Annotated in this window: 16 protein-coding genes; 8 read left to right on the top strand and 8 right to left on the bottom strand. The window is 69.9% G+C overall.

Features of this window, described 5'->3' with window-relative positions; genetic code table 11:
- Positions 1-57: 57 nt before the first annotated feature.
- On the top strand, positions 58-1,503 hold the full coding sequence (locus ACFY1H_RS10515; RefSeq protein WP_386945994.1) for an amidase: 1,446 nt from the start codon (positions 58-60) through the stop codon (positions 1,501-1,503).
- Here ACFY1H_RS10515 and ACFY1H_RS10510 read toward each other — a convergent pair.
- The 3 genes from ACFY1H_RS10510 to ACFY1H_RS10500 form a co-directional block, all read right to left on the bottom strand.
- A complete protein-coding gene (locus ACFY1H_RS10510) occupies positions 1,500-2,570 on the bottom strand; it encodes a WxL protein peptidoglycan domain-containing protein (RefSeq protein WP_386945992.1) in 1,071 nt (356 codons plus the stop codon). The two genes, ACFY1H_RS10515 and ACFY1H_RS10510, sit on opposite strands and share 4 nt — an antisense overlap.
- 89 nt (positions 2,571-2,659) lie before the next feature.
- The gene (locus ACFY1H_RS10505; protein WP_386945990.1) at positions 2,660-4,264 is read right to left on the bottom strand and encodes a fibronectin type III domain-containing protein; all 1,605 of its coding nucleotides are present in this window, start codon (positions 4,262-4,264) and stop codon (positions 2,660-2,662) included.
- A 121-nt stretch (positions 4,265-4,385) separates the two neighbouring features.
- Positions 4,386-5,486 carry a HupE/UreJ family protein gene (locus ACFY1H_RS10500; RefSeq protein WP_386945988.1) on the bottom strand — a complete coding sequence of 367 codons (1,101 nt, stop codon included), beginning with the start codon at positions 5,484-5,486 and terminating at the stop codon, positions 4,386-4,388.
- A 293-nt stretch (positions 5,487-5,779) separates the two neighbouring features.
- Between ACFY1H_RS10500 and ACFY1H_RS10495 the strand changes: the two genes are divergently transcribed.
- Positions 5,780-6,433 carry a hypothetical protein gene (locus tag ACFY1H_RS10495; RefSeq protein ID WP_366577567.1) on the top strand — a complete coding sequence of 218 codons (654 nt, stop codon included), beginning with the start codon at positions 5,780-5,782 and terminating at the stop codon, positions 6,431-6,433.
- Positions 6,434-6,494: 61 nt separating this feature from the next.
- Here the strand turns inward: ACFY1H_RS10495 and ACFY1H_RS10490 are convergent, their stop codons facing one another.
- Together ACFY1H_RS10490 and ACFY1H_RS10485 are read right to left on the bottom strand one after the other, a co-directional pair.
- Positions 6,495-7,385 carry an SDR family oxidoreductase gene (locus tag ACFY1H_RS10490; protein ID WP_366577565.1) on the bottom strand — a complete coding sequence of 297 codons (891 nt, stop codon included), beginning with the start codon at positions 7,383-7,385 and terminating at the stop codon, positions 6,495-6,497.
- Positions 7,386-7,427: 42 nt separating this feature from the next.
- On the bottom strand, positions 7,428-8,171 hold the full coding sequence (locus tag ACFY1H_RS10485; RefSeq protein ID WP_220245805.1) for an SDR family oxidoreductase: 744 nt from the start codon (positions 8,169-8,171) through the stop codon (positions 7,428-7,430).
- A gap of 321 nt (positions 8,172-8,492) precedes the next feature.
- On the opposite strand from ACFY1H_RS10485, the gene ACFY1H_RS10480 reads away from it, so the two are divergent.
- Positions 8,493-11,834 carry a phosphodiester glycosidase family protein gene (locus ACFY1H_RS10480; RefSeq protein ID WP_386945985.1) on the top strand — a complete coding sequence of 1,114 codons (3,342 nt, stop codon included), beginning with the start codon at positions 8,493-8,495 and terminating at the stop codon, positions 11,832-11,834.
- Between the two features lie 51 nt (positions 11,835-11,885).
- Here ACFY1H_RS10480 and ACFY1H_RS10475 read toward each other — a convergent pair whose 3' ends face one another.
- The 3 genes from ACFY1H_RS10475 to ACFY1H_RS10465 form a co-directional block, all read right to left on the bottom strand.
- Positions 11,886-12,266, bottom strand: a complete 381-nt coding sequence (locus ACFY1H_RS10475) for a DUF427 domain-containing protein (protein ID WP_386945984.1) — start codon at positions 12,264-12,266, stop codon at positions 11,886-11,888.
- Positions 12,267-12,422: 156 nt separating this feature from the next.
- Positions 12,423-12,794: a hypothetical protein gene (locus tag ACFY1H_RS10470; RefSeq protein WP_386946853.1), complete on the bottom strand. Its 372-nt coding sequence runs from the start codon at positions 12,792-12,794 to the stop codon at positions 12,423-12,425.
- A 22-nt stretch (positions 12,795-12,816) separates the two neighbouring features.
- Positions 12,817-13,182, bottom strand: a complete 366-nt coding sequence (locus ACFY1H_RS10465; protein ID WP_366577557.1) for a hypothetical protein — start codon at positions 13,180-13,182, stop codon at positions 12,817-12,819.
- A 534-nt stretch (positions 13,183-13,716) separates the two neighbouring features.
- On the opposite strand from ACFY1H_RS10465, the gene lanKC reads away from it, so the two are divergent.
- The 5 genes from lanKC (at position 13,717) to ACFY1H_RS10440 (ending at position 24,350) form a co-directional block, all read left to right on the top strand.
- Entirely contained in the window at positions 13,717-16,263 is a 2,547-nt protein-coding gene (gene lanKC, locus ACFY1H_RS10460; protein WP_386945982.1) for a class III lanthionine synthetase LanKC, read from the top strand.
- A gap of 32 nt (positions 16,264-16,295) precedes the next feature.
- Positions 16,296-16,448: a SapB/AmfS family lanthipeptide gene (locus ACFY1H_RS10455; RefSeq protein ID WP_220245799.1), complete on the top strand. Its 153-nt coding sequence runs from the start codon at positions 16,296-16,298 to the stop codon at positions 16,446-16,448.
- Between the two features lie 1,081 nt (positions 16,449-17,529).
- Positions 17,530-19,161: an ABC transporter ATP-binding protein gene (locus tag ACFY1H_RS10450; protein WP_386945980.1), complete on the top strand. Its 1,632-nt coding sequence runs from the start codon at positions 17,530-17,532 to the stop codon at positions 19,159-19,161.
- A 628-nt stretch (positions 19,162-19,789) separates the two neighbouring features.
- A complete protein-coding gene (locus ACFY1H_RS10445; protein ID WP_386945978.1) occupies positions 19,790-21,505 on the top strand; it encodes an ATP-binding cassette domain-containing protein in 1,716 nt (571 codons plus the stop codon).
- A 418-nt stretch (positions 21,506-21,923) separates the two neighbouring features.
- The gene (locus ACFY1H_RS10440; RefSeq protein ID WP_366577551.1) at positions 21,924-24,350 is read left to right on the top strand and encodes a nitrate- and nitrite sensing domain-containing protein; all 2,427 of its coding nucleotides are present in this window, start codon (positions 21,924-21,926) and stop codon (positions 24,348-24,350) included.
- Positions 24,351-24,352: the final 2 nt, after the last annotated feature.

Raw genomic sequence — 24,352 nt, 5'->3', positions numbered from 1 at the left:
GGCACCGCGGTGTCCTACCTTCGAAAAGCCCACCAGCCGAACAGGAAGGGCACCGCGATGAGCAGCACCGCCGCTGTTGACGAGTCCCTCTGTTACCTGCCCGCCGAAGAAGCCCTGCGCCGGTTCAAGGATCGCACCCTCGCGCCCAGTGAACTCATGGCCGCCGTGATCGAGCGCTGCGAAGAGGTCAACCCGCACGTCAACGCGATCACCAACCGGTTCTACGACCAGGCCCGGCAGCAGGCGGCCGATGCCGACCAGCGCTACCGCGACGGAACCGCGCGCCCGCTCGAGGGAATTCCCTTCGCCGTCAAGGAACTGCACCCGGTGAAGGGCGTGACGACTTCGTGGGGCTCCAAGATCTTCGAAGGCGTCGAAGCCGACCACACGCTGCCGGCCATGCAGCGCATGTTCGACGCCGGCGCCATCATGCACATCCGCACCACCACGCCGGAGTTCGCCCACTGCGGCCACTGCCACAGCCCGCTCTACGGCATCACCCGCAACCCGTGGAACCTCGACTTCAGCAGCGGCGGCTCGTCCGGCGGCTCGTCCGTCGCCGTCGCGACCGGCATGGCCGTGCTGGCCGGCGGTGACGACGGCGGCGGCTCGCTGCGCATGCCCGCGTCGTCGTGCGGGATCGTCGGGTACAAGGCGCCGTTCGGGCGCAACCCCTCGGCGCTGCTGGACACGATGTTCGAGGCCATCGTGCACGTCGGCGTGCTCGGCCGGACCGTCGGCGACGTCGCGCTCGCGCAGAACGTCGTCTCCGGCCAGCACCCGGACGACATCACGACGCTACGCGAGCGCGTGACCATTCCCGCCGGTCCGGGCTCTGTCGAGGGCCTGCGGATCGCGTACTCGCCGGACCTGGGTTACGTCGAGGTCGACACCGAGGTGGCGCGCAAGACGGAGGAAGCCGTCGCGAAGCTCGCCGAGGCCGGCGCCGTGGTGGAGCAGGTGGACCTCGGCTGGAACGAGAGCACGTACGACGCCTGGGTCACGCACTGGCAGGGGCTGTTCGCGGCCATCGCCGGGGAGCACATCCCGCAGTGGCAGTACAAAATGGACCCGTTCGTGCGCCGGCTCATCCGGCAGGGCCAGCAGCTCGACCACGTGCGGGTCAAGAAGACGGAGCTCGTGCGCACGGAAATGTGGACGAAGCTGTCCGCCGTGTTCGCGAACCACGACCTGATGGTGTGCCCGACGCAGGCCGTGCCCGCGCTGGCCGCGGACCACCAGAACGACGACAAGTCCTTCACCGTCAACGGAAAACCGGTCGACGCGTACCTCGCGTGGGCGCTGACCTACCCGTTCAACCTGTTGAGCCAGCTGCCGGTGCTCACCGTGCCGTCGGGCGTCAGCGACTCGGGAGTGCCGACGGGCCTGCAGATCGTCGGCAAGCCGTACCACGACGAGACGGTGTTCTCGGCGGCGAAGGCGTTCGAAGCTGTCGCACCATGGGCGCAGCGACACCCGAACCTTGACGACACAGCGGTTTAGGACACAGCAGTTTCGGACTCGGCGGTTTCGGGCTCCGCAGCGGTTTCAGGCGTCTCGGAGGGGAGCTCGACCGGGCTTCCTTCCGCCGAGCCCGCCCGGCGCTTCCGCAGCCGGCGAATCACGAAAACCACAACGAGCACCAGCAAAACCAGCACGACCAGCAACGTCCACGGAATCGCCCAGCCACCGGCCGAACCCGTCACGACCGCGAGCGGCGCGACCGAGCCGGACGCGTCCGTGAGCAACGGCGTCAGCGAGACGTCGGCGGACAGCCGCACCCCCGGAACCACACCGTGGACGGGCACCGAAACGTGCCACGTCTCCCCCGGCAGCAGCTGCGGCGAGTCCGGGATCGTGGCGGCCGGAGCGGTCCAGGCGCCGAACAGGCTGGAGACCGACGCGCTCTGGCGCGCGGCGGTGATGGCGTTGCCGGTGTTGTGCAGGGTGTAGGACAGCGTGGCGTCGCCCGAGCCGAACGGGTTCGCCGTGCCCGAGTAGTCGACGTGCGCGTCCTCGACGGACAACGCGGGAGCCAGGTCACCGCCCACGCGCAGGCGGATCCGGATGCCGAGGCGGCGCTCGACGGTGCCCTGCTGTACCGAGGTCACGATGCCGCCCAGGAAGTCACCGGCCTTCGTGCCGGAGGGAACGGTGATCGTGAAGGGCACGTCGGCCGATTCGCCGGGCCCGAGCTTCACGTGGTCGGCCGCCGCGCGCGCCCACGCGCCGACGCCGACGGACTTCTTGTCGCGCGCGAGGAGGTCGACCTGCCCGTCGGGCCGGGTGAACGCGTCCGCGGTGTACACGGCCAGCTCCAGCGGCGCGGTGCCGTTGTTGACGACCTTGAGGCCGTCGTGCACCTGCTCCCCGGCCCCGGCGGTGTAGCTGTAGTTGACACGGTCGGCGCCGAACTCGTTGGCCGCGGTGCTGACGGCCCAGGGGACGGTGTCCTGGGAAGCCGTGTCCTGGGAAGCCGTGTCCTGGGCGGCGGCAGGCATCGCCGCCGTGGCGGCGAACCCGGCGGCGAGCAGCACCGCGGCGAGCGCGCGGGTGAGCGTGGAACGCATGTGCAGTCCTCGGGCAGGTGGGCAGAGCGGGGTGGGCGGCAGGGGCGGGTGCCGGCGAGCACCCGCCCCTGCCTGGGGGATCAGGCGAGTCAGCTCAACGCGGTGAGCGTGGAGCCGAGCTTGCCGAGGGTCTGGCTGACCCAGCGCGGACCGTCGTGGTCGTCGTGACCGTGACCGTCGTTGCCGTGGCCGCCGTTGCTGCTGCCACCGCCGTTGTTGCCGTGGCCGTTGTCACCCTTGGTGTGGATGACGACCTGGTCGATCACGGAACCGACCTTGCCCGCGGGCGAAGCGCCCTCGTTCGGGCCGCACCACTTGACGTTGCCGCGCTCGACGGCGGCGTTCGGAGCGGCACAGGTGCCGCTGCGGACTTCCTGGACCTCGAGCTTGTCGTCCCGCACCTGGACCTTCACGTACGTGCGCACGTGCTCCTGGTTCTCGACGGAGTTGGCCCAGTGGTTGTCCGGGTTGAGCGGGTCGGCCCCGTAGTTCGGGTCCTTCGTGGTGTCCGGGTCGGTGAGGTCGTAGTACTTCGACCCCGACGCGGAGTTCGCCGTCACGTAGACGACACCACCCGGGCCCTGGACCACCGAGGTGGCGCCGGGCTGCTCGGCCGGGTTGGCCTTCTTGCCGTTCTTGATCACGTAGCTACGCGAGTAGCTGTGGTCGTGGCCCTGCAGGACCAGGTCGACACCCAGGTTCGAGAACGCCGTCGGGAAGTCCTGGCGACGCAGCTGGTTGTCACCGTCGTTGGCGTGGTCGGCCGGCGAGTAGATGGAGTGGTGGTACACGAGCACCGTGTACTTGGCGTCCTTGCCGTGTTTCTTGATCACGTCGGTGACGTACGCGATGTGCGCGTCGTCCGCGCCGTTGGCGTAGGCGTTGCTGTTCAGGTCGATGAACAGCACACCCTTGTAGGTGTACCAGTAGTCGCCACCGGAGTTGGTGTTCTGCGAGCCGTTGTAGAAGGGCGTCGAACGGTCGGTGTTCGGCGTCCAGAAGTGCTGCTCGTAGGACTTGCCACCCACGTCGTGGTTGCCGATGGTGGCGGCCCACGGGTACTGGCGCAGCTTGTCCGAGCCGAGGAACGCGTCCCAGTCCGCCTCGGTGTTGGCGGTCTCGACCTGGTCGCCACCCGACACGAGGAGCTCGGCCTTCGGGTTGGCGGCGAGCGACACGTTCAGGGTGTCGGCCCAGCCGGCCCCGTCCTTCGCGACGTCGCCCGACGAACCGATCTGCGGGTCACCGTAGAACAGGAAGTCGAAGTCGCCCTTGAAGGACTGCGTCTTGAAGGAGTACGTCGGCGACCAGCCGTCACCGTTGCCGATGCGGTAGGAGTACGCCGTGTTCTGCTGCAAGCCGTCGAGCGTGGCGTGCGCGTTGAACCCACCGTTGACCGCGTTGCTGCCAATGACCGCCGCGAACTTCTTGGCGTTGGTGGGGAACTTGCCGTGGTTGAGCCAGTTGGTCGGCACCAGTTCGACCGTCTGGTCGGCGTTGGTGTCGGTGTACCACGACAAGACGCGCTGCGATTCCTTGGCACCGACGCCGAGGACGATGGTGTTCGCCTTGGCCGGCGCGGTCGGCGTCCAGGTGGCGGCGGTCGCCGAACCGTTGCCGAACGCCAGCAGGAGGCTCACGCCCACCGTGGCGACACCGAAGGCGAGGTTACGCCCGGTTCTGAGTGGTTTCATCGGATTTGCTTTCCCTTTCGGGTCAATGGGTCGGGAAGACCGATTAGTAGCGTTATCGCCCTCGGTGTGCGGTAGGTGAACTTCGCCCGAAGGACGGGTGGACCACCCAGGAATAGCGCGGTCACCCAGCCGCGATGCGCTGCACGAACCAGGTGAGCCCCATCACTGAAACGGCCGCGGCGATCACACCGGTCGTCCACTGTGGAGCGAAGGTCGCCCGGCGGCGGATCAGCACGAGAAGCGGGAAAACGATCGCAATGATCGCCAGCTGCACCGTCTCGATGCCGACGTTGAACACCAGCAGCGACCACAGGAGCGTCCAAGACCACGCCGTGTCGATGCCCAGCGCCGAAGCGAACCCGAGGCCGTGGCAGAGACCGAAGCAGAAGACCACGGCGAGCCGGGTCCACCCGGTGCGGTCGAGGCTGAAGTGGCCTTCGCCGAGGAGGTCGTCGTCGATGCCGTTGACCTTGCGCCGCCACAGGCGCCAGAGCGGCCAGGCCGCGACCACCGCGATCGACAGGGCGATGAGGGGTTCGATGATCGCTGCGGGCACCGTGACCAGGCCGAGTGCCGCCAGCACGAAGGTGACGGAGTGGGCGAGGGTGAACGTGGTCGCCGCCAGCACGATCTCGCGCAGGCGCCGGGAGCCGGCGATGAGCGCGAGCAGGAAGAGGATGTGGTCGAGACCAGTGAGCAGGTGCTCCGCACCGAGCCGGAAGAACTCCCAGAACCGCTCGCCGAACGACTGCTGCGTGGAGAACGACGGCTGGTGCGCATCGAGCGCGGCACTGCCCGAGGTCAGGTCGAGGTCGTAGGTGACGACCGTCTTGGTGTCGCGGACGTATCCCTCGGCGTCGGGGAACAGCGCGCTGCGCACCTCGTGGGCGTCGGCACTGCCGCAGCGGTAGTCGAGGTCGAGCAGCGCGTACGGGACGCCTTCCCGCTGCTCCATGCGGAAGCCGCCGTCTTTCGTTGGCGCGCAGGGACTTTCCGTGCTCACGTGGAAGCGTTCCGTCACGTACTTGATCACCGCGGCCGAGTGGTCTTCGAGCGCTTTCGCCTGTGCGGCCGAATCGCGTGCGTCGAACGCAGCAGTGCCCTGCTGGAACAGCGGGTCGTCGTGTTCGGCGTCCGCGACGGAAACCACCAGCAGGTCGTACTCGAGGCCGAGCTCCGCCCGCACCTGTCCGGAGCCGGGTGAGGTGACGCCGGCGTACACGACCGATGAGAAACCATGCGCCGAAGCGGTGGAAGTACCGAGAATAACCGCCAGCGCGGCGAACGCGAAAACTGTTGCCAGGCGGGCGAAACTTCTGATGCGGCGGGGCATGGACTTCCTCTTTCCCGGTTGCTCGCCCGCACTTTGCTGGGCTCAAGCGAACAACTGGCGGAGAGCGGGCGAACATGCAGCGACCGGATTCCGACGGAAGAAAGCGGCGCACCGGAAACCGACGGCGATCGGGTAGGAAGGAGGCCGACTCGCTCACCACTGCCCTGAAAGGACGATCCGGCTTGCGTTCACGATTCGTGGTCGTCGGTGCACTGACGGCAGTGCTGCTGAGCGGATGCGGCGCCACCGACGATTGGTCGGGACCACATCCCGCGCCCACCGCCGTCGGCGTGCTCGGCCAGGGCTTCACCAGCACGCCGCCGACGCCGGAAGCGACGATCACCCCGCGGCCGGGCTCGTGGGACACCGTGCACCCGGCGCCCGGCTACCGCGTAGTGCTCCTGACCGCCGGCGCCGACCCGCAGACGAAGACGCTGGTCGGCGCGGTCAAGGACTGGGCCGCGCAGGAGAAGGTGAGCCTCAAGGTCGTCACGGCCGACGACCCCGCCCGCCACATCGACAGCATCGTCGAGGCCATGAACCTCGCCCCGGACCTCATCATCACCGCCGGCAGCGAGCTGATCGACGCGGTGACGGTGGTCACGGCCAGCCACCTCGACCGGCAGTTCCTCGTGCTCGGCGCGGAGATCGCCGAACCGACCTTCAACGTCACCGCCGCCAACTGGGCGGGCGCCACCTTCCGCGGCTCCGGACTCACCGCGGCCACGGGCGACGACCCCGGGTCCTTCACCCCGGCCCGGGCGGCGGCGGCCGTGCGCGCGGGGGTGGCGAGCATCCTGAGTGGACTCACGGGGATCGTCATCCGGGTGAAGTAGACACGGCGAAGGGAAGGAAGCCGGAGCTCCCCTCCCTTTACCCACGGTCCCTTCCGGACGGTCACTTCCGGATCGTGAGCAGATCCGCCAGGTCGATGCGCTCGTAGAACTCGCGGTGGATGCGGTCGGCGACCGCCGAGACCTCGGCCGACCCGTCGTCGGACGGGTCGATGATCACGCGGTACGGGCGCTCGCCGCGGGGCAGGGCGACGATGCGGGCGATCTCGGCGGCGACCGACGAGACGTCGGCGTCGGCCGGCTCGAGGGCGGCGAGCTTGCCCGAGACCTGCTCCATCAGGCCGGCGTACTTCGTCTCGTAGTCGGCGACCACGGCGTCGTCGGCCGGGCGGCCCGAGTGCGCGAAGTGGTTGGTGCCCGAGGTGAACGCGCCGGGGACGACGATCGAGGTCTCGATGCCCCACCGCGTCAGCTCGGTCGAGTAGCTCACGGCGAGGGCGTCCATGCCGGCCTTCGCGGCGAAGTACGGCGCGAGGTACGGCGGGGTGCCGCCCTTGACGCTGGAGCTGGAGACCCACACGACCAGGCCCTCGCCACGGCGGCGCATGCCGGGCAGCACGGCGCGGTTCACGCGCTGGGTGCTGAGCACGTTCACGTCGTAGAGCTCCGCGAGCTGCTCCGGTGTGAAGGCCTCGGCCGGGCCGGTGACCATGTGGCCCGCGTTGTGGATCAGCACGTCGATCGAGTCTCTCTCCGCCTCGATCTTCGCGACGGCCGCGTCGATGGACTCCTGCGAGTTCACGTCCAGCTCGACGGCCCGCAGGTCGACGCCGTGCTCCTTCGAGTAGTCGGCGACGGCCTGGACCTGCGGGGCGTTGCGGCCGGTCGTCTCGCGCATGCCGGCGTAGACGGTGTGGCCTTGGTCGGCCAGGGCGCGGGCGGTGAGGGCGCCGAAGCCGCTGGAAGCACCGGTGATGACGATGGTCTGGGACATGGGAGTTCTCCTTCGAAGCCTCAGTTGCCGGGACGGGGTGACTCAGATGGCTCCGCCGTTGGCGTAGATGACCTGGCCGTTGACCCAGCGGGCCGGGCCGGCGAGGAAGGCGACGGCTTCGGCGACGTCTTCGGGCACGGCGAGGCGCTCGAGCGGCGGGACCTTGGCGAGGCGGTCGATGACTTCCTGCGGCTTGCCTTCGAGGAACAGGGCGGTCGCGGTGGGTCCGGGGGCCACGGCGTTGACGGTGATGTCACGTCCGCGCAGCTCGCGGGCCAGGATCAGGGTGATCGCGTCGACCGCACCTTTGGAAGCGGCGTAGGCGGTGTAGTTGTTCAGCGCCAGCTTGGTCACCGACGTCGAGAAGTTGATCAGGGCGCCGCCGGAGCGCAGCCGGCGGGCGGCCTGCTGGTCGACCACGAAGGTGCCGCGGATGTTGACGCGGTGCATGCGGTCCAGGTCGTCGAGCTTGAGCTCGGTCAGCGGGGCCAGGAGCATGATCCCGGCGGTGTGCACCACCACGTCGACCCCGCCGTAACGCTGCTCCGCGGTGTCGAACAGGGCCTCTACCTGGGCCTCGTCCGCCACGTCGGCTTGCGCCGAGCTCGCGGTGCCACCGGCGGCGGTGATCGCGGCCACGACCTCGTCGGCGCGCTGCGGGTTGCCCGAGTAGTGCACCAGCACCTGCATGCCGTCCTTGGCCAGGCGCTCGGCCACGACCCGGCCGATCCCGCCCGACCCGCCGGTCACGATCGCGACGCGCTGCGTGGTCTCGTTGCTGGTCATCTCAGTCTCCGTATCGTCGTTTCGCTCTGTTAGTACCAACGTTACATCTGAACTCGTATCCGCGCTAGAGAATTCCCGTATCAACGTTATGACCTAGGCAACACCAGCGCGTAGCGGCGCTTCTCACGGCTACCCCCGCTCATGTGGCGCAACCCACGCGGCGTTTCGCCCGGATCGGCACCGCCCGTTCCCTGCCGCACCCCTGCGCGCCGACGACGGGACATCTTGTTTTCACGGGGCGGTGCTGGGGTGACGTGCGCACATCCCCGTGCACCGGAACGAGGAGCTGTCTTGAAACGCAGTCGAAGAAGCAGCGCGGTGGTGGCCGCTCTGCTCGCGGGAAGCGTGGTCACCTTCGGGGCCACCGGAACGGCGGAGGCCGCGGCACCCAAGCCGTGGCTGCCGGCCACTCCCGCGAACTGGAGCCTCGTCGTCGACCAGACGAAGACGACACCGGTGACCGTGACTCGCGGCGTGACCCAGTACTCCGAGACCTACGACACCGTCGGCGGCCGCCAGCACACCCAGGTGCTCGACGTGAACCTCGCCGACCCGAACGTGCGCCTCGGCGTGGTCGAAGCCGGCGACGTGATCACCAACCCGGCCGACGAGACGGTCGGCTCGATGGCCGCCCGCACCCACGCGGTGGCCGGCGTCAACGGCGACTTCTTCGAGATCAACGCCAGCGGCCGCCCGCTCGGCGGCGTGATCACGAACGGCAAGCTGCTCAAGAGCCCGCGCCCGAACTTCAACGCGCAGCTCGGCGTGCGCGCCGACGGCACGATGGTGCTCGGCCCGCAGACGTTCTCCGGCTCGATCACAGACGGCGCTGCCAGCACTCCCCTGACTTCTGTCAACGTTGTCAACGACGTGGCGTCCGGCGGTATCACCGAGATCACCCCCGACCTCGGCGGCGCGACGGCTCTCCCGGCCAGCACGCTCGTGCTCGGGCACGAGACGAAGGCGGGCACCTTCGTCGTCGACTCCGTGCAGCCGGGCGTCACCGCGGCGCCGGCCCTGACGAAGGGCCAGCTCGGCCTCCTCGGCGGCGGCGCGGGCGGCACGTGGCTGTCGACCACCGTCCACAGTGGAGACTCGGTCTCGGTCACGGCCGACACCGGCGGTCTCAAGCAGCTGCTGTCCGGCTCGACCATGCTGGTCAAGGACGGCGCGGTCTACAACGACCCCACCGGCAACCCGCCGGGCGGCGTCAACCCCGAGACCGTGGTCGGCGTGAGCAAGGACGGCAAGCACACGATCATCGCCACGCTCGACGGGCGCCTCGGCGCGAGCGCCGCGCTGGGCGTGACGCCGGCGCAGGTCGCGGGCTACATGGTGACCCACGGCGCGTACAACGCGGTGCTCTTCGACGGCGGCGGCTCCACCGAGATGGTGGCCCGAAAGTCGGGTGACCCGGCCGTCTCGGTGATGAACAGCCCGTCCGACGGCCACGAGCGGCCCGTCGCCAACGGCCTGTTCATCTACTCGACCGAGCAGGCCCCGGGCTTCGCGCGGTCGATGGTCGTCAACGGCAACAAGGGCGTGGACACCGTGCCCGGCGCGACTGTGCCGGTCCCCGCGTTCGGCCTCGACTCGCTCGGCAACCCCGCGCGGGAGAAGGCGTCCGTGCAGGTCGTGCCGTCGACGCTCGGTTCGTGGCAGGACGGCCAGTTCACCGCGGGCCGCGCGGGCACCGGCGTGCTGATCGCCCACGCGGGCATCGCGGTCTCCGTGCAGCCGCTGCGCGTCGTCGACCGGCTCGGGTCGCTGCAGATCTCCCCGACCGACCCGGATCTGAACAACGGTGGGACGCAGACGTTCGCCCTGTCCGGTTCGACGTCCTCCGGCACCGCGGTCGCCATCCCCGCGGCCGCGGCTTCGTGGTCGGTGAGCGACGCGTCGCTGGGCGGCGTCGACAAGTCCGGGGTGTTCACGGCGGACGCGGTGAACTCGGGCCTGGAGAAGGTGACGGCGAAGGTCGGCGGCGCCACGGCGACCGCGACCGTGGCCATCGGCAGTGTGTCGCAGGAGCTCAACGACTTCAGCGACCCGTCGGCGTGGAACCTGCGCAACACCACGGGCCAGCCGGCCACGATGGTCGCCGCGCCGGGCGTCGTCCCGCCGGGGTCGACGGCTTCGGCCTCGACGCAGCTGACGTACACGATGCCCGCGGGCTCCGGCGTGAAGCAGCTCGTGCTGTCGCCGAAGGCCACGATCACGGCCGGCGCCAACGCCGGCGGCCAGAACCCGACCGGCATCGGCGTGTGGGTGAAGGGCGACGGCACCGGCATCCAGCTGGCCGAGTCGTACATCGGCATCGACGGCGCCACCACCACGCTGTACCCGACCACGGTGACGTGGAAGGACTGGCGCCTCGCCATCGCGACGTTGCCGCCGGGGCTGAACTTCCCGCTGCGGATCAGCTTCGTCGACTTCCTCACGATCAACCCGAGCCAGACGACGTCGGGCACGCTGAACGTGAGCGGTCTGCAGGCGCTGTACTCACCGCGTCCGCTGGTCACGCCGCCGTACCAGGCGATTCCGCAGAACCCGTCGTGGCTGAAGTTCTCGGAGAACGCGGCGGACTTCTCTCGGTCGGGCTCGACGATGCTGCTGGGCGACGACGCGCACCTGGTGGCGAGCGACCCGGGTTCGGCGTCGTCGAACGTGATGGACACGATCAAGGGCCGGCTGCCGGCGTTGCCTTCGCAGGCGCGGCCGTCTTCAGTGCAGGCGCTCGGTGACATGTCGGACGACGGTGCGGTGCCCGACCTGCAGTTCGCGCAGCAGAAGATCGCCGCGCTGGGCGTGCCGTACCACGACGTGGTGGGCAACCACGAGATCAGCCAGGGCGTGCTGCCGGAGAACGGCAACTTCGCCCAGGTCTTCGGGGCCACGCACTACGAGTACCAAGCCGGCGACGCGCAGGTGATCGTCACCGACAACGCGCACGGCAGCCTGCAGTCGTCGGACGCGTTCCAGTCGCCGGCCGAAGCGCAGTACCCGTGGCTGGTCAAGCAGCTCACGGACGCTTCGTCGCAGACCGTGCTGGTGACCACGCACATGCCGGCGTACGACCCGCACCCGGTGGCCAACAGCCAGTTCAGCGACCGGTGGGAAGCGCGCATGTACGTGCGGCTGGTGCAGCGCTACCAGCAGACGCACCCGGACAAGCACGTGGTGATGCTCTACGGCCACGCGCGCGGGTTCGCCGACCAGGTCATCGACCCGCTGGGCAACCCGACGTCGCCGGCCGCCGGGGGCATCCCGCAGCTGACGATCGCGGACCTCGGCATGCCGGCGTACGCGCCTTCGGACGAGGGCGGCATCTACCACTTCGTGCTGCTGCACACCGCCCGCGGTGACGTGCAGTTCTCGGTGGAGCCGGTGCTGTCGTCGATCGCCGTGACGGTGCCCTCTTTGCAGGTGGGCGCCTCGGCAGTGGCTTCGGCCACCGGTGCCGAGGTCGGCGGTGACAACCTCCCCGCGGCCACGATGCCGATCGCCGATCCGGCCTCGCACGTGTGGTCGTCGAGCGACACTCGCGTCGCTTCGGTGGACGCCAAGACGGGCAAGATCACCGCTCGCCGCGCGGGCACCGTGACGATCTCGGTGACCAGCGGTGGCGTGACGGGTTCGGCGTCGCTGACTGTGACGCGCTGAGTTCTATTGCCGGGCGCGCTCCTTGGGGGCGCGCCCGGCTTTTTTCCTGCGTCAGGCGGGCAGTTCCTCGATCGAGACGCGGTCGGCGTAGAACGCGAGGTGGTCCTTGATCGGGGACACCGCGTCGTAGGGCTCCTCGTACGTCCAGACGGCGTTGTCACCCTGGGCGCCGGCCGGGGTCAGGGAGTAGTAGGACGCGTTGCCCTTGTACGGGCAGTACGTGTGGTGCTCGGTGCGCGCGAGGGCGGCGAAGTCGACGTCCTCCCGGGGGATGTACTGCACCGCCGGGTACGTGGACTCGCGCAGCACCTGCGCCCGCGTCGTGTCGGCGATGACCGTGTCGCCCAGCTTCACGACCACGCGCGCCGGGTTGACCTCGACCGTGATCGGGTGGTCGGGGCCGGGGACCTTCTGCTGCGTTGCCTGGGACATGGGTCTCCTCGTTCCGCTGCGGGTTCTGTAGTGCGTAACGACGAAGTGGCGCGGACCCTTCCCGTCGCGGGCGGGCCCGGGCCACCGTCCCCGGAGGGCAGCGGCCTGGTCACGATCCGTCAGACGCCCGCGACCTGCGAGAACCAGCTGCGGGGCTCAGGCCGAGACGCGCTTGGGGGCGGTCCGCCACAGCCAGTACAGGCCGACCAGCGGCAGGACGAGCGGGATGAAGACGTAGCCCTGGCCGTAGACCGACCACACGGTCGCGTCGGGGAAGGCCTGGCGGTCGAAGATGCTGAGCGTGCCGATGGTCAGCACGCCGAGGAACTCGATGCTGCACGCGACGAGGGCGACGCGCCACCAGCGTTCGCCGCCTTTGGCGAGGGCGACCGTGGCGAGGATGTAGACGACGGCGGCGAAGGCCGAGAGCACGTAGGCCAGCGGCGCTTCGTGGAACTTCGTGCCGATCTGGACGCCGGCGCGCGACGTCGCGGCCAGCGCGAAGATCGCGTAGACCGCGACCAGCACCCGGCCCGGGCCCGTGGCCGTCTTACGCGCTTGCTCCACTCCACACCTCGTTCAGTCGCAGCACCATCACCGGGATGGCCAGGCAGGCGATGCCGAGCACGACCGTGCTCGACCGGCTCCGCTCGGCCAGCGCCCACGCCGCCCCGACCGGCAGCACGACCAGGCAGCCGATCAGGTAGGCCAGGAACGTGGCGAGACTGCCCGGCTTCTCGCCGCTCACGAGCAGCACGATGCCGACCACGAGCTGGGCGACGAGCAGCACCTCCACCACACCGAGCGCGACGAGCAGCGGGGTGTCCGGCAGGCGCTTGCGCGCGGCCTGCACGAAGCTCCACAGCGCGACCAGCAGTGCGCACACCGCCACCGCCACCGCGAAACCGAGAATCACCCGTTCCTCCTTCTGCCGCGCTGGCCACAAGGTACCCGCTGGCGTTTCCGGGGCTGTTCGCCGAGGGCTGCCGACGTGGCCGGCGCCACGGCCGTCGGTCTCGTGTGGACTGAGCCCTCCCCCAGGTCCACGCGGCCGTCGAAATCGGACACGGGAATCCGTTGATGGCATTCTGCCAATTTCACGGTACAGTTACTGATCCGGCCAAAAGTAGGCCGACCCCCACGCGGCACGTAACCGCCGCCACGAAGGCATTCGGCCGTGACTGTGGTCGGATCAGTAACGATCGGCACAGTACGCCGCAGTTCGCCGGACCTGCATGAACAATGCGCGGCACCGGGTGTTACACCACGACCGAGTGGTCGAGTAATCCGTGAAATCACACAGGGTCCCCGGTTTCGGACTCCGGCGGCACTTCTGTCTACCCTGATCAGCCCAGCCGAACCCCCGGGTTGGCGGATTGGCCTGTGCACCTCCGGCGTGCGGGAATATTCCTCGTCAGGGAGTGCGGAAGTACGCGGAGGGTGCGGTTTCATGGACATGCGGTATGAAGCGTTCTGCTTCGCGGATCCGCTGTTCTTCGACGAACAACGCGAAACCGGAGCGCCCGCCGACGACTTCGCCGCCGCGCTGCCGGCGCCGGGACCGATGTGGACGGTGGGCACCCGCGGCATCTGGCGCGTGCTGCACCCGCAGGGCGTTGACCTGCCCGAACAGGGCTGGAAGGTCCACGTTTCGGCCGGAATGGACAATGCGGACCGCGTGCTGGCGGCGGTGCACGAGTACTGCGTGGACCGTCGCGTGGCGTTCAAGCACCTGCGGTCCCGGACGATCCTCCTGGCGCGGAATTCGAAATACGCACCTCGCGACGGAAGCGGAAAGTTGATCACGCTTTATCCGGTCGACGAGTGCGAACTGGCGCGAGTTCTTCAAGATCTTTCCGAACGGCTGAGTGGCGAACACGGCGCTTATGTGCTCAGCGACCTTCGTTACGAATCCGGACCGTTATACGTACGTTATGGCGGATTCGCCGAACAATGGGTGGAACACGACGGCACTCGAGTGCTCGCGATCCGCAAACCCGACGGTACACCCGTGCCCGACCGGCGCGAGCCCGTTTTCTCGGTACCCGATTGGGTGAAGATTCCGGCGTGTCTGGACGCGAGCGTCGCGGCTCGCAAAGGCGGCGATCCGGGGCAGTTCCCCTACCGCGTGACGAGCTCCCTGCACTTCTCCAACGGCGGCGGCGTGTACCTCGCGGAGCACAAACAGCACGGCCGGCCGGTCGTGCTCAAGGAGGCGCGGCCCCACGCCGGGCTGGACCGCGAGCTGGTGGACGCCGTCGAACGGTTGCGGCGCGAGCACGACGTGCTGCGGCGACTGGCGGACGTTCCGGGCGTTCCGGACGCGTACGAGCACTTCACCGTGTGGGAGCACCACTACCTGGCGATGGAGCGGATGCCGGGCACGTCGTTGGGCAGCTGGCTCGCGCTGCACTACCCGCTCACGCGCCGCGACAGCACCGAAGCCGACCTGCTGGCGTACCGCGACCGGGCGCTGGGGGTGCTCGTGCAGGTGGAGCGGATCGTCGCCGACCTGCACGAACGCGGGGTGGTGTTCGGCGATCTGCACGCGCTGAACGTGCTGGTGGCCGACGACGACACCGTGTCGCTGATCGACTTCGAGATGGCGTTCGACGTCGCCTCGGGTTCGCGGCCGGCGCTCGGTGCGCCCGGGTTCCGCGCGCCGGCCGACCGGCACGGGTTCGACATCGACCGGTACGCGCTGGCGATGCTGCGGCTGTGGCTGTTCCTGCCGTTGGCGACGCTCCTGGAGCTGGCGCCGGCGAAGCTGCGCGGTGCGGCCGAGTTCGCGCAGCGGCGGTTCGGGCTGCCGGACGGGTACGCGGACGAGCTGGTGCGGGTGCTGGGCTCGCCGGGCGTCGGCGTGACCCACACCGCGCTCGACGAGGAGCGGCCCGACTGGACGCTGGTGCGCAAACAGGTCGTGGAGGGGATTCTCGCTTCGGCCACCCCGTCGCGGCTGGACCGGTTGTTCCCGGGCGACATCGAGCAGTTCCGGGTGGGCGGCGCGTGTTTCGGCTTCGGCGCGGCGGGCGTGCTGTGGGCGCTGGACGTGGCGGGCGCCGGCCGGTTTCCGGAGCACGAGCAGTGGCTGCTCGACGCCGTGCGCCGCGAGCCGCCCGCGCGGCCGGGGTTCCTCGACGGCAGCCACGGGATCGCGTACGTGCTGGAGCACTTCGGCCACCACGACGCGGCTTCGGCCTTGCTGGCCTCGTCCCGGGCCCTAGTGGACCAGACCACTGATCACGCGTTCGAAGGCGGGCTCGCGGGGATCGCCCTGACGCAGCTGCACTTCGCGACTTCGCGCGGCGACAACGAATACGGGCGGCAGGCGTTGGCAACCGCGGTGTCTTTGGCGGAAACCCTGGAGACGGCCGCGCCACCGGGGAAGTTCGCGCGGGCGGGGCTGTTGAGCGGCTGGTCGGGGCCGGCGTTGCTGTTCATCCGGCTGTACGAACGGACCGGTGAGCCCGCGTGGCTGTCGTTCGCGGACCAGGCACTGCGCCGCGACCTCGAAGAATGCGCCACGGCGGACGACGGCTCCCTGCAGGTCCGCGACGGCGAGCGGCGGACGCTGCCGTACGCGGGCATCGGCAGCGCCGGGATCTTGCTGGTGCTGGAGCAGCTAGCGCGGGTTTCGCCGTCCGCCCTGGCGTGTTCCAACCTGCCCGCGCTGCGCGAGGCGTGCCGCGGCGAGTTCGTGATCCAGCCCGGCCTGCTGCACGGCCGCGCGGGACTGATGGCGGCGCTGTCGTTCTCCGAGGCGCCTTCTGACCGGGTTCGCTCCGCCATCGACCTGCACCTGGCGCGCCTGGCCTGGCACGCCGTCCCGTACCGCGGCGGCCTGGCCTTCCCGGGCAACCAGCTGCTGCGCCTGTCGACCGACGTCACCACCGGGAGCGCGGGCGTGCTGCTCGCGCTGTCGGCCCTGCTGGACGGCTCGGAGGTGCTGCCTTTCCTGGGCGCCACGCCGTCCCCCCACACCTCCGGCCGCTGATGGCCGGCGGAAGAACACGAGAAGGGATCACCATGGAACTGGTTCTCGACCTGCAGGCCCTGGAAGCCCCCGAAGCCCTCGAAGGCCACGGCGGCGGCCACGGTCACGGCCACGGGGCGCCGAGCAACCTGAGCCTGCTGGCGTCGTGCGCGCACAGCACGCTCAGCCTGCTGACCTGCCACTGAGTTAGCTGACCTACTGACCCTTCGATCCTTGTCGACCTTCTGACGTTCTTCCGGCGGTTCGGGTGTTCTCGGGTGCTTCGGCTCCCGGGTGCCTTGCGCCGGGCGTCACGGACCGGGTGCGGGAGCGGCGCAGGCCAAGTGCGCCGCTCCCGCCTCACCATTCTGCCCCGGGGCTGCGGGTTTGGTCACCGGGTTCGCTGGGTTCTGCCGCGCGGTTGGCGACAGGTTGGGCTGGTTGGCTCGTTGGACGAGGAGTGAGATGCCCGGGTACGGAGCACCTTCCGACAATCCCGTCGACGCGGTGCCTACCACCGGCCCCGCCACGCCCCGCACCGATTCGGCAAGCACCGGTTCCGAGTGGCAAGTTGCCACAACACCCTTCGCCTTGCCACACCCCACGGCACATCGCCACTCGACGCCCGCCCCACCACCGGCAAGCACCAGTTCCGATCGGCAAGTTGCCACCCCACACAACGACCTGCCACGACCAACGGCACACCCCACCCCCACCGCACGACCCCGCCCGGCAACTGACCGCCCTGAGCGGCAAGTTGCCAAGTCTCACTCCGACTTGCCACAGCCAACGGCACGCCACGACCGGGCGGCACGAGCTCAACCGGCATCTGGCGGGGCCAAGCGCCAAGTTGCCGAACCACCGGCAAGCGCCGCACCGACGGCATCCCCGCAAGCGGCAAGCAACCGAGCGCGACGGCAGTTCTCCGAGTCGAATGGCGACTTGCCACAGCCGACGGCACGCCAGCGTCGAACGGCACGAACCCGGCTGGCATCCGGCGGAGCTGCGCGACAAGACGCCGCAACACCACCCGACTTGCCGCGGCCGACGGCACGCCACGACCGTGCCGCACGACCGGCACGCGGCGGAGTCGAACGGCAAGTTGCCGAACCATCACCCGACTTGCCACAGCCAGCGGCACACCGCAGCCGAGCGGCACGAACCCGGCTGGCATCCCGCGGAGCTGCGCGGCAAGTTGCCGAATCACCCGCCAGCTTGCCACCGCCCGTGGCAAGCCGCAGCCGAAAGGCCGGGAAAGCGCCGAAACCAACCTCGCCCGGGGATCGGTTGCTGCGCGAAGTCGCCAAGCGGGATCCGTGGCGGGTGGGGGTGCTCGTCGTGGTGGGGTTTGTCGCGGTGGGGGCGAGTTTGTTGTTGCCCGGGGCGTTGGCGGGGGCCACCGATGCCGTGATCAGCGGTGGCGGTGCCGCCAAACAGATCGGCTGGTTGGTGGTCGTCGGTGGGGCCGAGGTTGTGGCCGACGTGGTCGGCGGGGTGGTCGTCGTGCGGGTCACCAGTGGCGCCGGCGCGTGGTTGCGGCGCAGGATGATCGATCGGCTGCTCGCCCAGAAGACGAAAACCCCCTTCGCCGAAGGGGATGCGGTGAGCCGGATGGCCGGGGACGCCGTGGGGGCGGGCGGCATCGTGCCGGTCGTGGTGCAGCTGGTGTCCGCCGCGGTGATCTCCGTCGGGGCGATCGTGCTGCTGGCGGTCCTCGACTGGCGGCTGGCGCTCGTGTTCCTCGGCAGCATCCCCGTGGCGCTGCTCCTCGCGCGGTCACACCTCAAGAACACCGCCGACGACGTCCTCACCTACCAGCGCGTCTCCGGCGAGCTCGCGGCGCGACTGCTCGACGCCGGCGCCGGCCTGGCCACGATCGCCGCCTCCGGGACCGCCGGCCGGGAGGCCGAGCGGGTGCTGAAACCGTTGCCCCGCCTCAGTCTTGCCGGGCGCGGGATGTGGCGGACGCAGGCGAAGATGGTGTGGCGCGCCGCGTTGCTGTTGCCGGCCGTGGAGCTGGCGGCGCTCACCGCGGCGGGGTTCGGGGTGCTCGACCACCGGCTGACGGTCGGCGACGTGCTCGCCGCCCTCGGCTACGTCGCCCTCGGCATGGGGCTCGTGACGCAAATCCCGTTGCTCACCACGGTTTCGCGCGCCCGCGGCTGCGCCCAGCGCGTCGCCGAGGTGCTCGACGTCCCCACCCCCGAACGCGGCAAGTTCGGCCTCCTGCCGGGCAACGGGACACTCACTCTCCGCAACGCCACCGTCCCAGGTGCCCTGCACCCCACCACGCTCACCATCCCCGGCGGCACATTCACCGCCATAGTGGGGAAATCCGGCTCCGGGAAGTCCACTGTGGTCAGTCTCCTCGGCGGCCTCACCACCCCCGACGCCGGCGAAGCCCACCTCGACGGCCGCGACCTCACCACCCTGCGCCCCGAGGAACTCCGCGCCGTCGTCGGCTTCGGCTTCGCCCGGCCGCACCTGCTCGGCGCCACCGTCGCCGACGCCGTGGGCTACGGCAGCTGGGCCGGCGACACCGCCGTCCGCACGGCCTGCCGCACCGCCCGCATCCACGACGTCATCACCCGCCTCCCCCACGGCTACCACACGCCACTCGCCGAAACCCCGCTCTCGGGCGGCGAAGCGGCGCGCGTGGGCCTCGCGCGGGCCATCGTGCACAACCCGCGCGTCCTCCTCCTCGACGACGCCACCGCCGGCCTCGACACCGTCACCGAACAGTCCGTCCTCACCGACGTCCGCGCGCGAACCCTGGTGGTCGTCACCCACCGCGCGGCCCTCGCCTCCCGCGCCGACACCGTCATCTGGCTCGACGACGGCCACGTCAGAGCCATCGCCCCGCACGACGCCCTGTGGCAAGACCCGCGGTACCGCGCCGTATTCACGGAGGCGGGATGACCAACGCTCTCCGCCGCACAACGCCCCCTCGCCAACCCTGCGCCGCCCTGCTGCTCACTGCACCGCAAGGCCACCACGCCCACGCGAAACCAGCCGACCGGCGACGCAACGACCTCCACCGCACAACAGACCGCCCGCCAACGCGACGCCGCCTGCCACTCGCGGCAGAACCCGCGGTACCGCAGGGCCAGCGCGACCGCAACACGAAGGCAGCGGGGATGACCAACAACCTCCGCCACACGACGCCCGCTCGCCAACTCCATGCCGCCCTGCCACTCGCGACACAACCCACGACGCCGCAAGGCCAACGCGACCGCGCGAATCCAGCCGCCCGGCGACGCAACGACCTCCACCGCACAACACCCGCCCGCCACCTTCGCATCACCCCGTCGCTTGCGGCCGAACCCACGGTGCCGCAGGGCCAGTGCGGCCACACAAACCCCAGCCGACCGCAACGCGAAGGCGGCGGATTGACCATCGACCTCCGCCACACGACACCCGCACGCCAACCCTGCGCCGCCCCGCCACTCGCGGCACAACCCACGGCACCGCAGGGCCACCACGCCCACACGAAACCAGCCGACCGTCCACACCAAGCCGCGGCCGAGTACCCCGCGAAGGCGGCACGATGAGCGTCACTCACCTCTACCGCACGACGCTCCTCCGGCAATGGCGCGGCGGGCTCGTGCTCCTGGCCTGCTCCGCGCTCGAAGGGGCGCCGGCGTTTTTCTCCGGGCGGTTGGTGGAGCTGGCCGTCGATCGGGGGTTTGCGGTGGGGGCGCCGGGGGTGGGCGTTGGTTATCTGGCGTTGTTCGGGGTGGCGGCGCTGGCCGGGGCGTTCGGGTCGCGATTGGTGTGGCGGCAGCTCGGCCGGGTGGTGGAGCCGTTGCGGGACGCGCTGGTGACGGCGGTGGTGCGCGGCGTCCTGCACGACCCCAGCCCGCCGCGGAATGCGGCTGATGCGAGTGGCGTCGCGAGGATCACGCAGCACGTGGAGGTGGTGCGCGACGCCACGGCGGGACTGCTGGTGCAGGCCCGCGCGATGGTGGTGACGACGGCGGCGGCGATCGTGGGGCTGGCGACCGTCGCGGGGCAGCTGCTGCTGCCGGTGGCGGTGCCCGTGGTGGTGGCCGTCGCGGGGTTCGCGGCGCTGCTGCCGTCGCTCGCGCGGAGGCAGCGGGCGCTGGTGCTGGCCGACGAGCGGACCGCCGAGACCACCGGCGCCGTGCTCGGCGGGATGTGGGACGTGGTGGCCTGCGGGGCTGAGCCAGGGGCGGCGTTGGCGGTGTACGACGCCGTCGAGAAGCAGGCTGAGGCTGCCGTCAAGGTGGCGTATTCCGGGGCGGCGAGGTCGTTGGTGATCTCGCTCGGGGCGTTCGTCCCGTTGATCGCGAGCCTGGCGGTCGCACCGGGGTTGGTCGAGAGCAAGCAGCTGACAGCCGGGGCGGCGCTCGGTGCCTTGGTCTACCTGGCGACGACGATGCAACCGGCGCTGCGAGGCTTGGCCGCCACCGCGAGCACCGTCGTGCTCCGGCTGATCGTGGCGCTCAAGCGGCTGGCCGAGACTGCGGAAGTACCACCGCCGAAACTCGAAACCCGAAAAGCCCACGGCACCGACCTCGAAGTCCGCGGCCTCACCTTCCGCTGGGGTGCCGCGCCCGAACCCGTCGTGCGTGGACTGGACCTCGACCTGCGCGCGGGCGATCACCTCGCCGTCGTCGGGCCGAGCGGAATCGGCAAGTCGACACTCGCGGGCCTGCTCACGGGACTGCTCACACCCCAGGCCGGCCGGGTACTGCTCGGCGGCGTGCCCGTCGCCGAAGCCGCCAACCGGCACGAGCTCGTCGCCCTCATCCCCCAGCAGGCCTACGTTTTCGCCGGCACGCTGCGTGACAACCTGGGCCTCTTCGCTCCCACCGCGTCGGACGAGCACCTCCTCGACGCCGCCCGAGCCGTCGGCGCCGAGGAGCTGCTCACCCGCCTCGGCGGCCTCGACGCCGAGCTCGGCCACGAAGCCGAAGGGCTCTCCGGCGGCGAGGCCCAGCTCATCGCCCTCGCCCGCGTCCACGCGAGCGCGGCGCGCATCGTCATCCTCGACGAAGCGACGTCCACTTTGGACCCCGCCGCCGAGGCCCGCGCCGAACGCGCCTTCACCCACCGCGGCGGCACGCTGGTCGTGATCGCGCACCGCCTGTCCTCAGCCATGCGGGCGCGCAGCGTCCTGGTGCTCGACGGACGAGAGACGCTGCTCGGCAGCCACGCCGAACTACTGGTCCAGTCAAGTCGATACGCAGCGCTGATGCAGGCCTGGCTACCCGCCGAACCAATCCGGACAGGACACTGACCCGCCCAGCCCACCGAACACTCGGACACAGTCGACTCGTATGTCGACAAATCAATTCGGCGACTACCCGGCCAGTGGGATTCACCACCTTCCCCCGGATTTCGCATTCACCCGTTCAGCTCAGCACACGTCCAAGAGGTTGCCTGCTGGGGTCATCACCACCAGAAATGCCGGTAATCGACTCCTCACGCGAAGTGATGGGTCACGGTGGGCCACTCATCGGCAGGTCGAGCTTCCGATCAGTGGCACCATGATGGCCCGGTTCATGGTAAAAAACGGACCCTGATCTGTTCCGTGGTGAAACGAAGGGTGAGTCGAGGACTCGTGACGACGGCCGCCCCGGTCCCACCGTCGTGTCCGCTTCCCCTGCCGGCTTCCGGCTTTTCGCCGACTGTGACTCAGGAGTTCGTGAATCGTCGTGGAGAACAAAGATGAGTCCGACAAGGCGTACGACAAGTCGATCCGGAAAAGGCTGACCAGGACCGTTCTCATCCCGAGCATCACGCTGCTGGTGCTGGTGGCCGCGGTCTCGTCGTACTTTTTCATCAACGGCCTGTACGTGCGCCTCGTCGCTGTCTCCGTGCGTGAGGTGTCGATCCCCGCGATCCAGGCGCTGTCGTCACTGCAGCAGGAGCGCCAAGTCGCGCTTCAGTTCCTCGACACCCCCAACGCGGGGATCGGCGAGCTCCAGCAGCTGCAGAAGGGCACCGACGAGAAGCTCAGGGGCATGCAGGACGCCTTCGCGTCCACCATCTCGAGCGCGCCCGCCGAGATCGCCGACAAGGTCACCGCGCTGAAGACCCAGCTCGACCAGCTGCCGGTGCTGCGTTCGCAGATCAACTTCCGCACCATCGGCCGGGCGCAGGTGAACAGCTACTTCAACGGCGTGCTCGACACGGCGTCGACGCTGTTCGACACGCAGGCCCGCATCGTGCCCGACGCGACGGCCGTGCAGGGCGCGATCTCCGCGACCTCGCTGTTCCGGGCGACGGACCTGATGTCGCGCGAAACCTCGCTGGTGACCAGCGCGCTCGCGAGCGGCACCTTCGCACCCGACGACTTCGTGCAGTTCACGCAGCTGACGGGCTTCTACCGCACTCAGGTCAGCCAGATCGCGCCGTTCCTCGAGCCCGCGGTGCGCGACGACTACCAGGCGCTCGTGGCGAGCCCCGGCTGGAAACAGCTCACCGACGCGGAGAGCGCACTGGTGAAGCACGGCCCGTGGACGCCGGAGGACCGGGACACGGTGCCAGTCACCTCAGCGGACTGGCTGACTCTCACCGGCCAGGTCTCGAACAGCCTCACCCAGCTGACGATCGCCCAGGGCGACGAGGTGTCCGCCGCCGCCATCGATTCCGGCGACTCGCAGCTACGCAACGCGATCATCGGCAGTATCGCGGCCCTGATCGCCTCTCTGGTCGCGATCATCGTCGCCGTGCGCGTGTCCCGATCGCTCGTCGACCGCACCCTGATGACGCGGCTGGCGCGCCTGCGCAACGACTCGCTCGACCTCGCGCGCAACCGCCTGCCGAACATCGTCGACCGGCTCAAGAACGGCGAAGCCGTGGACGTCGGCGCAGAGCTCCCGCAGCTCGACCACGGCCGCGACGAGATCGGCCAGGTGGCGGAGGCCTTCAACGCCGCCCAGCTGACCGCCGTCAACGCGGCCGCGAGCGAGGCGAAGGCCCGCAGCGGTGTGCACAACGTGTTCCTCGGCATCGCCCACCGCAACCAGGTGCTGGTGCACCGGCAGCTGCAGATCCTCGACGAGATGGAAAGCCGCGAGGAGAACTCGACGCAGCTGGCGTCGCTGTTCCAGCTCGACCACCTCGCCGCCCGCGCGCGCCGCACCACGGAAAACCTCATCATCCTCGGCGGCAAACAGCCCGGTCGGCGCTGGCGCAAGCCGGTGTCGCTCATGGAGGTCCTGCGCGCCGCCGTCTCGGAGACCGAGCAGTACTCGCGGGTGCAGGTGGAGCAGGTGCCCGACGTGTCGATCGTCGGCTCGGCCGTGGCCGACGCCATCCACCTGATCGCCGAGCTCGTGGACAACGCCACGTCGTTCTCCCCGCCCGGCTCGCCGGTCGAGGTGACCAGCCGCATGGTCGCGCGCGGCGTCGTCGTCGACGTGTCCGACCAGGGCCTCGGCATGAAGGAAGCCGTGCGCGAGTGGGCCAACGCGATGATGGCCGACGCGCCCGAGTTCGACGCCATGGCGCTACGGGCCGACTCGAGCCTGGGCCTGTTCGTGGTCGCGCGCCTGGCTTCGCGCCTCGACATCACGGTCACGTTCGACCCGTCCCGGTACGGCGGCACACGCGCCACCGTGCTGATCCCGTCCCAACACCTGGCCGGCAACGAGTCGGTCGACGCCGTCGGCAACGCCGAGTTCCGGTCCGAAGCCCCGCGTGAGCAAGCCGGGGTGCTGGAGCCGGTGGGCGGTGCCGCGCGTCCGGCACTGGAAAGCTCACCGCGTGTCATGGAACCCACCAGCTCGTTCACCGGCCAGATCCCGATGAGGCGAGACGCCAAGCCGAGGCCGTACCCGGCTCGTGCGTACACCCCGGGCGAGCCGGAACCCCCGCAACCGCAACCGCCGGTCCAGGTGCCGGTCGCCGCGCCGGCGGAACCGGCCCGCGAGCCCGATCAGAGCCTGCTGGTCGGCGACGACCGGCCCCGGCTGCCCCGGCGGCAGCCGCAGCAGAACCTCGTCGCACAACTGCAGCAGGACGACCCGGGTGACCAGGACGTCGACGTCGCAGGCACCGGCGAAGCCACGGCCCGCACGCTGCTGGCGTTCCACAAGGGCACCCGCCGCGCCCGTGGCGGCACCGACGATGCCTAGTC

This window comes from Amycolatopsis sp. NPDC001319 (assembly GCF_042896185.1).
Taxonomy (GTDB): Bacteria; Actinomycetota; Actinomycetes; order Mycobacteriales; family Pseudonocardiaceae; genus Amycolatopsis.
The sequence above is the reverse complement of the archived record's forward strand: the minus strand, read 5'-3'. Positions and strand labels throughout refer to the sequence as shown.